Genomic DNA, 14,841 nt, shown 5'->3' on the forward strand with positions numbered 1-14,841 from the left:
CCCCCCCCCCCCCCCCCCCCCGCGGCGCATTAGCCGCGCGGTCCCATAGCCAGCCGTATCGCACTTCACCTCCAGCGCAAACCCGACCGCGAGGTAAGGATACCGAGAGGTCCTACCCGGAGGGAATATTCGACGGACCCCAACCGTGGCTACCACATTCATCGCATGCCGATACGCAGGCCCATGATTTCCGGAATCTGTGCAATTGACCGGGCAATGACTGGAGGTGTCTTTTGGACGTCCTCGAAGTCTTCGCAGGTCACGATTGCGTTGCGGATGAGGCGACCTCCGACAAAGCGGAAAGGCTCTGGGGGGAAGTTGAGCGGATCGCGCTGGCTGAACGGAGACATGAACCAGTGGTCTTTCGCGTCGAGGACGCGAGACGTGAGGCATTCGCCGGCAATGCAAGTCGCATTAATCCCGTGCCCCGAATATCCGGAACCATAGTGTATTCGAGTGCCTGGCAAGGTGCCGAAGTAGGGTAAACGGTCCGACGACACCTCGATGGGCCATCCCCAAGATGCTTCTATTCCTCCTTGCGCGACGCCAGGAAAAAATCGCTGAAGCCCGAGCGCCGCGCGTTTTGCGCTCTTTGGGTCTTGACGCAGGGAAACATCGTCATGGCGCTTGCCGAATGCGATAGGCCCCGACCCCGAGCCCATGAGCATGCGCCCGTCCCGCGTCCTACGGAAGTAATGGGTAAACATGCGAAGGTCGGCAAGGCCCCGCGCCTCGGTGTAGTTTGCCCGCTCCAGCTCGGTCTCATTGGGGGCTGACATGACTGGAAAACTCGAGAAGAGCGTGGTTGACCTCGCAACTTGAGGTACCGACATTACGCCTGTGTAAGTCGCCAAAACGACATCGCGCGCTACAGCTGAACCGCGCCTTGTCAGCACGCGATGCGCGCCCTTGCCCTGGATCGCTGTGACCGGCGTATCCTCGAAGACTTCAACGCCTGCTTTAATCACCGCTGATCTTAGCGCATTGGCAAGGCGGGCTGGATTGACGGTCGCTCCTTCCTCGAAGAACAAACCTTCGACGAAGCGCGGAGAGCAGCAATATTGTGCAAGCTTGCCGATCGGAAGCCTTCGAACGGTTTCGGCAACGCCGAGCGCCCGCGATATCGCAAGGAAGCTTTCGAGTTTTCCCTGCTGGCCGGCCGTCGTTGCAACACGCAGGTATCCCTTCTCCTCCCACCACACATCTCGTCCGGGCTTGTTTGCGAACTTGCTCAACTTGCGCTGAGCCAAAGTTCCAAGCCGGGCTGCTTCCACAGCTTTGTCCGGACCAAATAGCGGCACGAGGGTGGTCAAAGCCCCCCAGTAGCCGTGAACATTCCCGCCGTTGCGGCTGCTTGCCCCATCTCCGCACCGATGAGCTTCAACGATCGCGATTCGCGTTCGCGGGGCCCTTTCCAACAGAGTCAGCGCTGTCCACAGACCAGTGAACCCGCCCCCCACAACGACGATGTCGAAATGATGCTCGCCCGTCATCGACGGCTGGTTCGGCACCATGGACCCTTTGCGAAGGTCATGCTGCCACCACGAGTATTCATCTTCGATAGTTGCGTCGATTGCAGAGAGCAGCTCCAGCTGTCTCATCCAACCATGCCCTTGCGGTTGCCGCGAATGAAGTCTGCGGTTCGCTCGCCGATCATGATGGTTGGCGCGTTCAGGTTACCTGAGACGACGCGGGGCATCACTGATGTGTCAGCAACCCGCAAACCATCGATCCCCCGCACCCGCAACTGCGTGTCAACGACCGCCATGTCGTCATTTCCCATCCGACAGGCGCCACAGGGATGAAGCGCGCCTTGCCCGGTGTCGCGAACGAACTGCATTCGTTCGGCCTTGGTCTTGAGCACTTCCCCTGGGCGGTAGGGTCGGGAGACATACTTCTCCATTGAGCGCTGCATCAGAATTTCTTGGCCGATCCGCACGCCTTCGGCGAGGCATTCGACATCGTATTGCTCGGAAAGGTAATTTGGGTCGACCGCCGGAAAGACCGTCGGGTCCGAGCTCTTGAGCCTGACCCATCCTCTGGACCTCGGACGGGACTGATAGACATTGGTCGTGCAGCCATTGCCGCTGGGTACCGATTCAGATCCCTCTTCGACACCGGCTCCAGGTAGGAAATGATACTGCAGGCTCGGCAACGGATCGTTTGCGTCTCCATACCACAGCAGGCCACCTTCGCAGATGTTGGATGTAACAGGCCCATTGCGGAACAAAGCGTATTGCAGGCCTGCCGCGATCTGCCATCGCAGTTTCTTGTACTTGTCGTATGAGTGAGCGCCTGTCAGCTCGTAGATCAGGAACATGTCGAAATGGTCCTGGAGATTTTGTCCCACGCCTGGCAGGTCGTGAACCACCCGGACACCGGATTCCTTGAGGTGGGCGGCTGGGCCGATACCTGAAACCAAGAGAAGGTGGGGCGAACCGATCGCACCAGAGCACACAACGACCTCGCTGTTTGCTCGCGCGCTAATCACCTGACCCTTGCGAAGGTATTGCACGCCGACGGCCCGGCCATTCTCGACAATGATTTTCAGTGCTTTGGATCGGGTTTGGACCGTCAGGTTCTTACGATGACGCGCTGGTTTCAGATAGGCCGTGGCTGCGCTACAACGGAGCCCGTTCCTCATCGTCAATTGATAAAAACCTACACCGGCCTGCGAGCCCGAGTTGAAATCGGGGTTGAAGTTAATACCGAGCTCCTGGGCCGCTCTTGCCCAAGCTTTTGTCAGGTAGTGGGTGTGTTGCTGGTCGGAAACGCCAAGCGGCCCGCCTACACCGTGGACCTCTCCGCTGAAACGCTCGTTGTCCTCGGCTTTCTTGAAATACGGAAGGACATCCTTGTAGCTCCACCCTTCGCACCCGTCCGCGGCCCAAGTGTCGTAATCTTGCGGACAGCCACGCATATAGACCATGGCGTTGACAGAGCTGCCGCCACCAAGCACACGCGCCTGCACGAACTCAGGCGTGACGCCGCCTTGGTGGACCTGAGGCTCGATACGGTACCGGGTAAGCATATTGCCCTTGGACGTCTTGTAGTAGGTCACGGGCATATGGATGTAGGGGTTCCAGTCGCTATCCCCCTGCTCCAGAAGCAGTACCTGGCTAGCGCTGTCTTCGCTCAAACGGGACGCAATCGTGCACCCGGCGGATCCACCGCCCACAACGATGTAATCGTACATGAAAATTCTACCCTTCGGCGACAGCAGAGCTGCCGCGGTTTTCAATCTGCTAGAACGACGACTGATTCCGGCTTCCAGCTAAGGCCTACGTCGGAGCCCACGGAGAAACGGATGCCGCTTGCCGAGCGGGACTCTTGGCATTTGAAGAGTGTCCCGTTCGAGTGACGCACCTTGTAGACCACTCGACTGCCAATGAAGGTCACGTCCTCCACCTTGCCCGAGAAAGAGTTCTTTGCACCGGTTCCCGATCCCGCCGACGCGATTTCGATTGATTCCGGACGAATTGACACATGCACCTTCGAACCGTTTTCCAGAGGAGGCTGTTCGCCGACAAATGACGGTCCCACAGGCGTGTCCACGACCAGCGCCCCATCGTTTGCGCGCACTTGGCCCGTCACCAAGTTTGTCTCGCCGAAGAACTTTGCGCAGAACAGCGTCTTGGGAGCGCCATACATTTCGTTGGGTGTACCTATTTGCTCGATGGCGCCTTTGTTGAGCAGGACCACGCGATCGGACAGGATCATCGCCTCATCCTGATCGTGGGTGACGTAGATGAAGGTGGTCCCTGTTTCGACGTGGATGCGCTTGAGCTCGTCGAGCATGTGATGCCTGATCTTGAGATCGAGGGCCGCAAGTGGCTCGTCGAGGAGGAGGACTTGTGGCTTGTTCACCAGCGCGCGCGCGAGCGCGACACGCTGTGCCTGGCCGCCGCTGATTTCACCGATCCAACGGTTCCTGAACTCCTGAAGCTGGACGAGTTCAAGCATCGCGTTGACTTCGGCGTTGATCCTCTCCTTGGGGTGGCCCTTGATCCGAAGGCCGAATGCGACGTTGTCGAAGACGTCAAGATGCGGGAACAGGGCATAGCGTTGGAACACCATATTCACCGGGCGGCGTTCTGGGGGGACAGCTGTGACGTCACTGCCACCGATCAAGACCTTTCCCGAGGTAGGAGTTTCAAACCCAGCAGCAATTCTCATCAGGGTAGACTTGCCGCAGCCGCTCGGGCCAAGAAGCGTCAGGATCTCGCCCTTGCGTACGCTGAGGCTGACATTCTCCAGACCCGTGAATGCGCCCCACCGCTTGGTGATGTTGATCAATTCGACGATGTTGTTAGGCATTCTTGGATCCCCTTATTCTTCTGTCATTCGCGATGCGACAGCGCGTTTGCGCTGCATCCACATGGAGAGGCCGCCAGCCGACAGCACCAGGATCGAAAGCGCGAGCGCTAGAACACTTGCCGCGTTGATCGAGGGATCGACTGTCTTTCTGAGCATCGACCAGATGAAAATGGGAAGGGTCGTGTCATTGCCGCTGACGAAGACCGTGATGATGAATTCGTCGAACGAAAGCGCGAACGTGAGAATCGCTGCGCCGATGATCGTAGGCAACAGGATCGGAATGGTGACCAGCCTGAACGTCTGGAATTGGGTGGCGCCCAGATCGCGGGCCGCCTCTTCCAATGATTGGTCGAAATAGGTGATGCGTGAGCGCATCGTCTCGACGAAGAAGGGCAGCGTGAACAGGATATGCGCGATCGTCACGGTAACGAGCGAGCGAGGCAGGCTGATTTGAGCGAACAAAGTGACGAGCGCGATGCCCAAAAAGAGTCCCGGCAGCCCGATGGGCATGAAGTTCAGGAATTCGAACGCTGTGCGGAACTTGCCGCTCATCCGGATCAGGGCGAGCGCGGTAAGCGTTCCCAGTATGGTCGTCCCGATAGATGTAAGAATTCCAACCCGAACGCTGTTCCAGAGGGACGTGAGGAAGCCTTCGTTGACAAACAGCTGCGCGTACCACCTCAGGCTGAGGCCTTCCATGGGAAAGACCAAGCCCGGAGTGCTGTGGAAGCTAAACAGGACGATGATCGCGATGGGAGCGAAGAGGAACAATAGATAGGCAGAGAGGTAAGTTCGCAGCATGTCGATCACCCGTGATACCGCCGGCCTGGCGCCAGGCGGGCAAAGCGGAGGATGGCAACGACCAGGATGTAGACCACGAAGAAGGTCGCCATCATGACGAACGCCATCGCGGAACCGAGGGGCCAGTTTCCCGAACTGCGGAATTGGTCCGCTATCAGCAAACCGCTGGTCACACCTTCGCGGCCGCCAAGCAGTTGGGGAGTGAAATAGTCGCCGGCGGCGAGGATGAAGCTGAACATGAAGGATCCGACGATGCCTTTGTAGGTCATCGGGAGGATGACCTTATAGAGAACCGTCAAACCACTCGCGCCGAGGTCGCGGGCTGCCTCGAGATATTCCTTTCTAACGTCTCGCATTGATGAGACCAGGATCAGCAGCGCGAAGGGAAGCATGATGTGGATCAGCGTGATGACAGTCGCGAACGGGCTGAAGAGGATAATTTCAACCGGCTTGCTGACTATCCCGGTGCCCATCAGGAAAGAATTGATAACGCCGTTCGTGCCGAGAATTGTCCGCCACGCGTAAACGCGGACCAGATAGCTGGAGAACCAGGACAGAAGGACCAGGTACAAGATGATGTTGGTTCGGGCCCGATACACGAGGTAATACGCGACGGGAAAACTCAGAATGACCGAAAAGAACGCGGTGAAAAATCCGTTCTTCAAACCCACCCATGTCGCCTGCCAGAATCCTCGTGCTTCGAAAATCCTCGCATAGTTCTGGACGTTCCAAACGGGCTCGATCACGAACGAGCGCGCCATGAAGAAGCTGGTGATGAATAGGATGACCACCGGCAGCACGAAGAAAAAAAGAAGATAAGACAGCGGCACAGCTGCAAGACCGAAGCCTTTTGGCATGGCAAAAGTCCAGCTCGTACGCCGTTTCATCTTCGTCGTGGCCTCGAGGTAGTCAGATGCAGTAGCCATAGGCCGTGGTTCCCGTCCGCTTCGCCAGTCAATGACGGCGGTTTTTTGTTTTGCGGCCGTGGGCCGCCTGCGTTGTTCAAAAGTTCATGTGCGACCGACGGACCAGCCTCTTCGATGCCGTTAGATGTGGGTCTGCATCAACTGTCTGCTGAAGCCACCACAACTCAAACCGGGATCCTCATCGCCTCCCCACCATGCCGAAGACATTGAGGCGGTCCACCGCAATAGCTTCCAGAGGCCCAGCCGTACCGGGCGTGGCACTACAATGTAGACCCTTGGAAATGGGGTCCGCTATCGCCTTTCTCCCAATCGTCGCCTTGCTTGGCTCCCGTCATTGCGAGTGGGCGCGGATCACCGCGCGCCTCGCATTTTTCATTCAGCTGCCTGCAACGTCTGGCAGTGCTGACGCAAACGCGGCATCACTTCGGTCGAGAGCAGTTCCATGGAACGCTTGTGGATTGCCGGCTGGTCCCAATCCTTCTGCGTCATCAAGAGTTCGCCAAATGGGCCACCAACTTCGTCGACGAAGGCTACGAGCTTATCGAGAACGGTTTTTGGCGAGCCGGAAATCACCATCCAGTCCAGGCAATTTTGCACCGTGACATCGCTATCGAGCGTATTCATGGATGGCTTGAGGACGCCGAGCAGCTTGAAAGCTGCCATGTCCTCCACGATGTACTCGTAGTACCAGCGATAGGATGAGGTGTCGGTTGCGATGTAGTCAGCCGCGGCTTGGTCGGAGTCGGTGACCAGGATTGAGCGGGCGATGCGCCATTTATTGCGGTCAGGGCGCCGTCCAGCCTTCTCGCAGCCAATTGCATACTGCTCCCAATGGGTCTTCACATTCGCAACAGGCGTAAAATTGGCTGATACGATGCTCCAGCCCTGTTCACCAGCTTGACGGGCGCTGGACGAGGACGGGCTCATGACCGAAATGGCCAGCTCCGGATACGGCTTCTGATACGGCTTCAGCATCGGCCCGAACCCCAGACTTGGGATCAGCGTCTTCTCCACCACCACATCCCAGTACTTGCCCTTGATGTTGTAGGGAGGCTCGGAAGCCCAGATCTTGTGGATGATGGAGATGGATTCAGTCGTCATCTCGGCTCGATTCTTCTCGCTCGTGCCGAACAGTTCCATGTCGGTGATCAGCCCGCCAGGTCCGACGCCCATGATGTACCGTCCTTCGGACATATGGTCGAACTGTGCGATCTGGCCCGCCAGACGGGCCGGATGGTGTTGAGGAAGGTTGAGCACCCCCGTCGCGAACTTGATCTGCTTGGTCGAATGGATAAGGGAGCCAAAGAACTGAAGCGGATCTGCGATAGGCTCGCATGAGCACGTGATGTGTTCGCCGACCCAGACTTCCGAGAACCCGAGCCTGTCTGCCAGAATGACTGCTTCTCGGTCTTGCTTCAGCAGCTCAGTGAAATTGCGCCGCTGATCGTGGAGCGGCATCATGAATAGACCGAGATCCATCGAATTTCTCCCTACACGCTGAGATCGGCCTGCCCGACCTGCGTGATGTATTCTGCAAGGCGCGTGCCAATTCGAAAAAACTGTTCGATCACATTGGCTTAGGGATGGCGTCCACCCCGCATATGATGAGTCTCAGACGATAAGTCGCCGTCTCAGGCATGAGAAAGAAGGACTATGTTAGTAAGACTCGCGCAACAGTCTCGCGCAAAGCCACCAAATCAAGCCCGCCAACGTATGTGCCCCGCAAAGCAGTGGTTAGCGGCCCCAGGTCCTTGTCTGTTACAGGCATGGCTAAACAAGACGCCAATGCCCCAGACGCTCCAGACTTGCGACCAACGGCGGCGTGGTCGACAGTCATCGAGTGCCGTCTGCTCCTCCGGCCAGTGGCACGAAACTTGCCGGACCGTGACTGCAAACCTGGGAGAGTTGAATGGCAGGCACAAAATTTGTCTACGTCGAAAACAAGCTCCCGGAAGCTTCTCCATACTACGTCGGGGAGGCCTCCGTGCGAAAGGCGCTGGCTGCGAAGGGCATGAGGGCCGACATTTCGGTCAGGCCCGAGTGTGATCCCGACTATGAACGGCTGTCGGCGGCGGATTACTTCATCGGCTCCGGTTTCGATCCAGATCGGATCAGAAATTATGGAAAAAGGCTGCGCTTCATTCATTGCACGAGCGCGGGAGTAGAAAAGTACATGCCGCTGGATTGGCTCCCACAGGGGGCCAATCTCACCAACAGTAGCGGTGTCCATGCGGACAAGGGTGGTACCTTTGGCGCCATGGCCGTATTGATGGCAATTGAGGAGGTACCGCGGCATGCGTTCAATCAACGCCGCAGCATTTGGGATCCGCGATTAACCACCGGTGTGAAGGATAAAACCGCACTGTTCGTGGGAACCGGCGCATTGGGGTCCGCGATCGCCCGCAAAGTGAAACCATTCGGCGTGACCGCTCTGGGCATCAGCAGATCGGGTGCAGCAAACGCTGATTTCGACGAGGTTTGGACCTCGGACAGACTCGATGACCTCCTCCCGAAAGCTGACTGTCTGGTGATGTCATGTCCACTGACCCGCGAAACCCGCGGGCTGATCTCAGAGGAAAGGCTGGCGCTCATGAAGGCCGGTGCCAGCGTCTTCAATATCGCCCGTTCCGGGGTGATGGACTACAAGGCGCTCATTGCAGCCCTGAAGGAGGGCCGCATCGGTTGCGCGATCCTGGATGTGTTCGATCAGGAGCCGCTTTCACCCGACGACGAGCTTTGGGAGGCGCCGAACCTTATGATCTTCCCTCACATTTCCTGCGACGACCACGACGGATACATCGATCGCTGCTTGAGCATATTTGCCGAGAACGTCCGTCGGTTGGAAGCGGGCGAGGACCTTCTGAACGTTGTCGATCCCATTGCCGGGTATTGAGCGTAACTCGGCAATACCGACCTTCTTGGACGCCGCAAAGCTGTCATTGGCATTTCACGCAGTGTCTTCGGTGCTGGAAGGTATGAGGCCCTTCATCAGCACGCGAGATCGGCTCGACACGCGCTTTAGTTCGGCGCGTTCAACGACAATTGATGCTGCTTGACCTTCCGGTAGAAGGTCGCCCGACTCATACCCAGCGCGTTCGCCCACGACATGACATCGCCCTCGCGCTCGATGACCCGGGCCATTTCCTCGCGCTCGGCTCGCAAGGCGGCGAGCTTATGAGCAGTCAATGGCTTTGCAGGATCGCGCGCCAGCGTCCGTTTGTTCGAGGCGGGTTCGCAAGGGCCTGTCACGCCCCATTGCCGGTCATCGCCGTATCGCAGGGCTCCTTGGCCATTTTGCGGGTCGGCCTCGATCGGAGGGGGAGCCATCGGAGTGCTGGCGGCTGAAATCATCAAGTCGCCCAGTTCGATTCTGCCGCCCTCGGCTAGGCGGGCGGCCCGGGTAAGCACATTCCGAAGCTCCCTGATATTTCCTGGCCAATCGTGTTCGAGGAGCGCGGCGCGAGCAGTGACACTCATCAGCAGCGGCTTTCCCTCTGAAACCTGCTCCAGAATGGTCTCGATGATGAAATCGAGATCTGTCCTTTCTCTCAGAGGGGGAACGGTAATGATCGTGCCCGCCAGACGGTAGAACAAATCTTGTCGGAACGTTCCCTTGGAGACCTTTTCCGCCAGATTCTGGTGCGTGGCTGCAATGATCTGGACGTCGACCATTCTGGCCTTGCCGGAACCCAACGGCATCACTTCCTGGGTTTCAAGGAAACGCAGTAGCCTCGTCTGTAGCGCCAGCGGCATGTCGCCGATCTCATCAAGGAAAAGCGTTCCTTTGTCGGCTTCCACGATCCGGCCAGCGTTTCCGTCTTTGTTTGCCCCGGTGAACGCGCCGCTACTGTACCCGAAAAGCTCGCTGTCGATCAGGGATTCCGGCACCGCGCTGCAGTTGAACGCGACGAACGGTCCCGCCCCCCGCTCACTTTCCTGATGCAAGGCGCGCGAAAGGGTATCTTTGCCAACCCCTGTCTCGCCGAGAAGCAGTAAGTGAAGCCCGCAGCCGAATACCTTACGGAGTATCTCCAGGTTACGCTTCATCTGCGGGTCGTTTCCCGCACATTCGGCCAGCGTTGCGATCCGCCTAGCCTGCTTCAATGGCACCCGTTGCACGGAAAGGTTCTTTCCGGAAACGGTTGCCATTGAAGTGGGACGCTGAAAAGTTATACCGAGCGCTTCCCCACTGCCCAGCGGCCTGAGTTCCCGTACAGTCTCGCAAAGGGCATCCAGTGTAGGATTGCCCCGCGATTTCTCAAACACGCCCCATAGGCTTCTGGAACCGACGGTCGAGTCGTCGAGACGCAACAGCGCTCGCGCAGCCCGTGTAGCACCAACTATCCGATAGTCTGCATCGAAGGCGACCATCGCCGGTGTAGCCTGATCGCCCGCGATGGTGAGTATAAAGTTCTTGCGGAAAGTGTCGCGAAAATACCTGTTCTCCAGGCGGTGAGCGGTGATTTGGGCCACACCCGCAACTACACGGTGGGCCAATTGAGGCAGTCCCGGGTTCTGGGTGGAGAGGTTGATTATCCCCAAGACTTGACCATCGGGTCCAAAAAAGGGTGCTGCAGCGCAAGCCTGACCCGTGAGGTCCGCATACAGATGGTCGGCCAGATAAACTGCAGCAGGTGCCAGCATCGCCAAGGCGGTTCCGATGCCGTTGGTCCCCCCTACCCTCTCCGACCAAACCGCTCCGACGCGATCGGAACTGCAATAAAAGGTGGAATCCCGACTCCGTCTTTCGCTGATTATGACACCGTTGCTATTGGCGATATGGGCGCTGTAGCCGCCACCTTCAATCATCGACAGGGTGGCTTCCAACTCTTTGCCGGCGAGCGCGATGTCGTTGTCGAAGATGTCGTTCTCGACCTTCAGTTCCTGCGGCGACAGATCGATAAAATTTGGCCGTGACGGGTCGAGTTTATACTCGTGCAGGCATCGAGCCCATGACTCGGTCCGCCAAGCCGCATCGCCCTTGTCGCCTCCCGCAAGGACGGCTCGCTCGATCACCTTGAAATGGTCGCCTGCGTCCTGCATTCGGCCTTTGTTCCCGAAACGGAGCGTGAACTCTGCGCGCGATTGTCGATCAATGTCAATGCAAAGGCAGGAGTCTCATCATTCTCGATTTTGAGACGATTTTGAGACCAATGCTTTCTACGCAGTCGGAGGCAACCTGCGCCATTCCACGGGATCGCACGAATTGGCACATGTCTTGCGTGACATGGCTTGTTCACAAATCTGCAGGAGCAGGCGCGTTGCGCCTTGGAGGCATTGAATGACCTACGAGAGTGTTAAGCTCTACATCGGAGGCACGTGGGCGGAATCTTCGGACAAGAAGGTCTGGGACGTCTCCAACCCTGCGACGGGCGAGAGTATCGGCTCGGTTGAACTGGCTTCACGCCATGACCTTGAACGCGTGGTCGAGGCTGCCGTGCAAGGGTTCAAGGTCTGGAGCCGTACTTCGCCGTATGAACGCAGCAAGATCATTCGCAAGGCCGCGTCCTTGTTGCGTGAACGCCTGGAGGCTATCGCCACGACCCTGACTTCCGACGCTGGCAAGCCCCTGGCGGAAGCGCGGCTGGAAATCAATTCCTGCGCCGATCTGCTCGATTGGTTCGCCGAAGAGGGGCGCCGAACCTACGGTCGTGTCATCCCCGCCAGATCCCTCAGTGTCCAGCAAATTGCCCACAAGGACCCTGTCGGTCCGGCTGTCGGATTCACGCCCTGGAATTTTCCCGCAAGCCAGATCATTCGAAAGCTGGGACCAGCCGTCGCCGCTGGCTGTTCGATCATCATCAAGGGCCCGGAAGAGGCCCCGGGAGCAGCCGCGGCGCTGTTTCGCTGCTTTGACGAGGCTGGCTTCCCGGCCGGAGTCGTCAATCTGGTGTTCGGCGTTCCGGCCGCGGTCAGTGAGTTCCTGGTTCCGCATCCTGCGATACGCAAGATATCGTTTACAGGGTCAGTGGGAGTGGGCAAGCACCTCGCCTCGCTCGCAGGATCCCACATGAAGCGCGTTACCATGGAGCTTGGGGGACACGCGCCCGTCATCATCGCAGACGACGCCGATATCGATACCGCCACCACAGCGCTTGTCGCCTCGAAGTTCCGGAATGCTGGCCAGGTTTGCATTTCGCCAACCCGTTTTCTTATCCAGGAGAACGTCCATGATGAGTTCGTGGACGTGTTCGTCCGCAAGGCGGCGGCGCTGAAGGTCGGCGACGGCCTTGCGGAGGGCACGCAGATGGGCCCGCTTATCAGCGAAAGGCGGCGCACGGCCGTTGAAGGACTGATTGAGGATGCGACTGCTAAAGGCGCGAAGATTGCTTTGGGCGGTTCTCGCGTCAACAATCGCGGCTTCTTCTTCGCTCCGACGGTTCTTACGGGCGTGACAGCCGACATGAGGGCCATGAACGAGGAGCCTTTCGGTCCCCTCGCTTTGGTGCGGCGCTTCTCTGACATCGACGAGGCGCTCGAAGAGGCTAATCGCCTGCCATTTGGCCTCGGTTCGTATGCCTGGACGCGGAACGCCCAAACGGCACGTCGTTTCGGTCAAGGCATCCAGGCGGGAATGGTCTCCATCAACCACATCGGACTGGGCCTGCCGGAAACGCCGTATGGCGGCGTGAGGGACTCTGGCTACGGCTACGAAGGCGGCATCGAAGCGCTCGAAGGCTATTTGAACACGCGCTTCGTGAGCCACGACATGAACTGAAGTGACGGGACGCCCCAACGGGCCGCGTGGAGGAGGACGAGCATGATCAATTCAGATGACTTCAGGGAGGCGATGCAGCGGTTCCCCGGCCCGGTAACTGCTATCACGACAATCGAGGACGGTATTCCCGCGGGGCTCATGGCTACAGCTGTTTGCAGCCTGTCGGCCGACCCACCGTCGTTGATCGCTTGCGTAAACAAGACCGCCACTGCGCACGACGCCATTCTGCGACAGGGCTTCTTCGGGGTGTCGGTCCTGCCTGATGCGCTAAAGGCTTTCGCAGATCACTTCGCCCGGGCAAGAGGCGCGGACCGCTTCGAGGGCGCGCTGTGGATAATGCAAACGACCGGCGCTCCGTTGCTGGCCGGAGCGACCGTTGCCTTCGACTGCCGCATCGCGAAGGTTCATGAAGGCTTCAGCCATTCGATCCTTATCGGGGTCATCCACGACATCCTTCTGCCGAACGAGAATGCGAACCGATGCCTTCTTTGGCACCGGAAGGGCTTCGTCAGCGTTGCCGCGCAGGACCGCGAGGAACAGCCTTCCTGAACCTCTGCCGCTGATATCGCGATATCTTGAGCAGTTAGGCCAAGGCAATCGGCGCACGGAGCAGAAAAGCCGCCGCTCGATGCTGTGTGTGAAAAGAACGGCACTCGCCGCTGGGTATTTGGCAAGCCATTCTGCTCGTTGTACTGCGTGCTTTTCACGAACGGATGGCATCCCGCCGCAACATGCCGACTTTGACAGTCGTAACTGACGTTCTGATCCTTCGGCGAACCTAGCCGGCGCCTGAAGCCGGATCAGTCAACCTGAGCCTTTAGGCCCGAAGCCTCTATCCCGGCGACCGCGGCAATTTCATCGTTGTCGGAGGTGTCTCCGCTAACTCCAACTGCTCCCAGCAATTTGCTTTCGCCGTCAATTATCAGCACTCCGCCAGGCACGGGGACGATGCGCCCGCCGGACACCGCATTCAAACCCTCGATGAAATGAGGGCGCTCGAGAGCGGCAGCGTGTAGCCAACGCGATCCCTTGCCAACCCCGAGAGCCCCGTACGCCTTGCCCGCGGAAATCTGATGTCTCAGCATCGAGGCGCCGTCTTGCCGCTGAAACGCTTTCAGGTGCCCGCCAGCATCGAGCACGGTGATCGCGAGAGGTTTCATCTGCGCTTCCTTCGCCTTGGCCAGCGACGCGGTGATGATGGCATTTGCGACATCCAAGCTTAGTTCCGACACGATGGGCCTCCAAATGTTCCATTGATCATGATGACGGACTGGTTCAGGCGGTGGGCTTGGCTTTCAGCTCCAGCCTGCGCTTATGCAGAACCGGCTCCGTATAGCCGTTGGGCTGAACCGTCCCCTTGAACACCAGGTCGCAGGCGGCCTGGAAGGCGATTGAACTGTCGAAGTCCGGCGCCATCGGCCGGTAGAGCGGGTCGCCGACATTCTGGCGGTCGACGATCGCCGCCATGCGCTGCAGCGAATCCCTGACCTGGATTTCCGAGCAAACCTTGTGGCGCAGCCAGTTGGCGATGTGCTGCGAGGAAATGCGCAGCGTGGCGCGATCCTCCATCAGGCCGACATCGTTGATATCGGGCACTTTCGAGCAGCCGACGCCCTGGTCGATCCAGCGCACCACGTAACCCAGAATGCCTTGCGCGTTGTTGTCGAGCTCGCGCTGGATCTCGTCCGGCGTCCAGTTCGGCCGCACCGCCACAGGCACCGACAGGATGTCGTCGAGCTTGGCCTTCGGCCGGCTCTTCAGTGCCGCCTGCACCGCATGCACGTCGACCTTGTGGTAATGGGTGGCGTGCAGCGTCGCCGCCGTCGGCGACGGCACCCAGGCGGTGTTGGCGCCGGCCTTGGGATGCGCGATCTTCTGCTCCAGCATCGCCGCCATAAGGTCCGGCATCGCCCACATGCCCTTGCCGATCTGGGCATGGCCGGCGAGCCCGCATTCGAGGCCCGTATCGACATTCCAGGCCTCGTAGGCGGAAATCCAGGCGGCCTGCTTCATGTCGCCCTTGCGGATCATCGGGCCGGCTTCCATCGAGGTGTGGATCTCGTCGCCGGTGCGGTCGAG

The 14,841-nt window shown here is 58.8% G+C and carries 11 protein-coding genes and 1 pseudogene; 3 read left to right on the forward strand and 9 right to left on the reverse strand.

Annotated features, from left to right (window positions below; genetic code table 11):
• Positions 1-158 precede the first annotated feature (158 nt).
• The 6 genes from P9228_RS22895 to P9228_RS22920 form a co-directional block, all read right to left on the reverse strand.
• On the reverse strand, positions 159-1,601 hold the full coding sequence (locus P9228_RS22895) for an FAD-binding oxidoreductase (RefSeq protein WP_278055819.1): 1,443 nt from the start codon (positions 1,599-1,601) through the stop codon (positions 159-161).
• On the reverse strand, positions 1,598-3,196 hold the full coding sequence (locus tag P9228_RS22900; RefSeq protein WP_278055821.1) for a GMC family oxidoreductase N-terminal domain-containing protein: 1,599 nt from the start codon (positions 3,194-3,196) through the stop codon (positions 1,598-1,600). The genes P9228_RS22895 and P9228_RS22900 overlap by 4 nt, the downstream gene beginning before the upstream one ends.
• Before the next feature lie 41 nt (positions 3,197-3,237).
• Complete coding sequence (locus P9228_RS22905) at positions 3,238-4,317, reverse strand: ABC transporter ATP-binding protein (RefSeq protein WP_278055823.1); 1,080 nt, start codon at positions 4,315-4,317, stop codon at positions 3,238-3,240.
• 12 nt (positions 4,318-4,329) lie between these two features.
• Positions 4,330-5,118, reverse strand: a complete 789-nt coding sequence (locus P9228_RS22910; protein WP_278055861.1) for an ABC transporter permease — start codon at positions 5,116-5,118, stop codon at positions 4,330-4,332.
• A gap of 5 nt (positions 5,119-5,123) precedes the next feature.
• Positions 5,124-6,044 (reverse strand): ABC transporter permease, encoded by a 921-nt coding sequence (locus P9228_RS22915; RefSeq protein ID WP_278055825.1) that lies wholly within the window; start codon positions 6,042-6,044, stop codon positions 5,124-5,126.
• A 372-nt stretch (positions 6,045-6,416) separates the two neighbouring features.
• Positions 6,417-7,523, reverse strand: a complete 1,107-nt coding sequence (locus tag P9228_RS22920) for an LLM class flavin-dependent oxidoreductase (protein ID WP_278055827.1) — start codon at positions 7,521-7,523, stop codon at positions 6,417-6,419.
• Between the two features lie 430 nt (positions 7,524-7,953).
• Between P9228_RS22920 and P9228_RS22925 the strand changes: the two genes are divergently transcribed.
• Entirely contained in the window at positions 7,954-8,937 is a 984-nt protein-coding gene (locus tag P9228_RS22925; RefSeq protein ID WP_278055829.1) for a D-2-hydroxyacid dehydrogenase, read from the forward strand.
• Positions 8,938-9,062: 125 nt separating this feature from the next.
• Here the strand turns inward: P9228_RS22925 and P9228_RS22930 are convergent, their stop codons facing one another.
• Entirely contained in the window at positions 9,063-11,087 is a 2,025-nt protein-coding gene (locus tag P9228_RS22930) for a sigma-54-dependent Fis family transcriptional regulator (protein WP_278055831.1), read from the reverse strand.
• 238 nt (positions 11,088-11,325) lie between these two features.
• Between P9228_RS22930 and P9228_RS22935 the strand changes: the two genes are divergently transcribed.
• Both P9228_RS22935 and P9228_RS22940 read left to right on the forward strand, forming a co-directional pair.
• On the forward strand, positions 11,326-12,762 hold the full coding sequence (locus P9228_RS22935) for an NAD-dependent succinate-semialdehyde dehydrogenase (protein ID WP_278055834.1): 1,437 nt from the start codon (positions 11,326-11,328) through the stop codon (positions 12,760-12,762).
• A gap of 42 nt (positions 12,763-12,804) precedes the next feature.
• Positions 12,805-13,311 (forward strand): flavin reductase family protein, encoded by a 507-nt coding sequence (locus P9228_RS22940; RefSeq protein WP_278055836.1) that lies wholly within the window; start codon positions 12,805-12,807, stop codon positions 13,309-13,311.
• Between the two features lie 251 nt (positions 13,312-13,562).
• Here P9228_RS22940 and P9228_RS22945 read toward each other — a convergent pair whose 3' ends face one another.
• Together P9228_RS22945 and P9228_RS22950 are read right to left on the reverse strand one after the other, a co-directional pair.
• Entirely contained in the window at positions 13,563-13,994 is a 432-nt protein-coding gene (locus P9228_RS22945; protein WP_278055838.1) for a heme-binding protein, read from the reverse strand.
• 43 nt (positions 13,995-14,037) lie between these two features.
• Positions 14,038-14,841: pseudogene (locus P9228_RS22950) on the reverse strand (malate synthase G); the annotation flags it as partial.

The organism is Mesorhizobium sp. WSM4898, from assembly GCF_029625845.1.
Lineage (GTDB): Bacteria > Pseudomonadota > Alphaproteobacteria > Rhizobiales > Rhizobiaceae > Mesorhizobium.

Bases quoted from the DNA above. Each gene is read 5' to 3' on its own strand.
- P9228_RS22900 (WP_278055821.1), bottom strand. From the start codon at position 3,196: ATGTACGATTACATCGTTGTGGGCGGTGGATCCGCCGGGTGCACGATT.
- P9228_RS22915 (WP_278055825.1), bottom strand. From the start codon at position 6,044: ATGGCTACTGCATCTGACTACCTCGAGGCCACGACGAAGATGAAACGG.
- P9228_RS22895 (WP_278055819.1), bottom strand. From the start codon at position 1,601: ATGAGACAGCTGGAGCTGCTCTCTGCAATCGACGCAACTATCGAAGAT.
- P9228_RS22930 (WP_278055831.1), bottom strand. From the start codon at position 11,087: ATGCAGGACGCAGGCGACCATTTCAAGGTGATCGAGCGAGCCGTCCTT.
- P9228_RS22935 (WP_278055834.1), top strand. From the start codon at position 11,326: ATGACCTACGAGAGTGTTAAGCTCTACATCGGAGGCACGTGGGCGGAA.
- P9228_RS22905 (WP_278055823.1), bottom strand. From the start codon at position 4,317: ATGCCTAACAACATCGTCGAATTGATCAACATCACCAAGCGGTGGGGC.
- P9228_RS22910 (WP_278055861.1), bottom strand. From the start codon at position 5,118: ATGCTGCGAACTTACCTCTCTGCCTATCTATTGTTCCTCTTCGCTCCC.
- P9228_RS22920 (WP_278055827.1), bottom strand. From the start codon at position 7,523: ATGGATCTCGGTCTATTCATGATGCCGCTCCACGATCAGCGGCGCAAT.
- P9228_RS22925 (WP_278055829.1), top strand. From the start codon at position 7,954: ATGGCAGGCACAAAATTTGTCTACGTCGAAAACAAGCTCCCGGAAGCT.
- P9228_RS22940 (WP_278055836.1), top strand. From the start codon at position 12,805: ATGATCAATTCAGATGACTTCAGGGAGGCGATGCAGCGGTTCCCCGGC.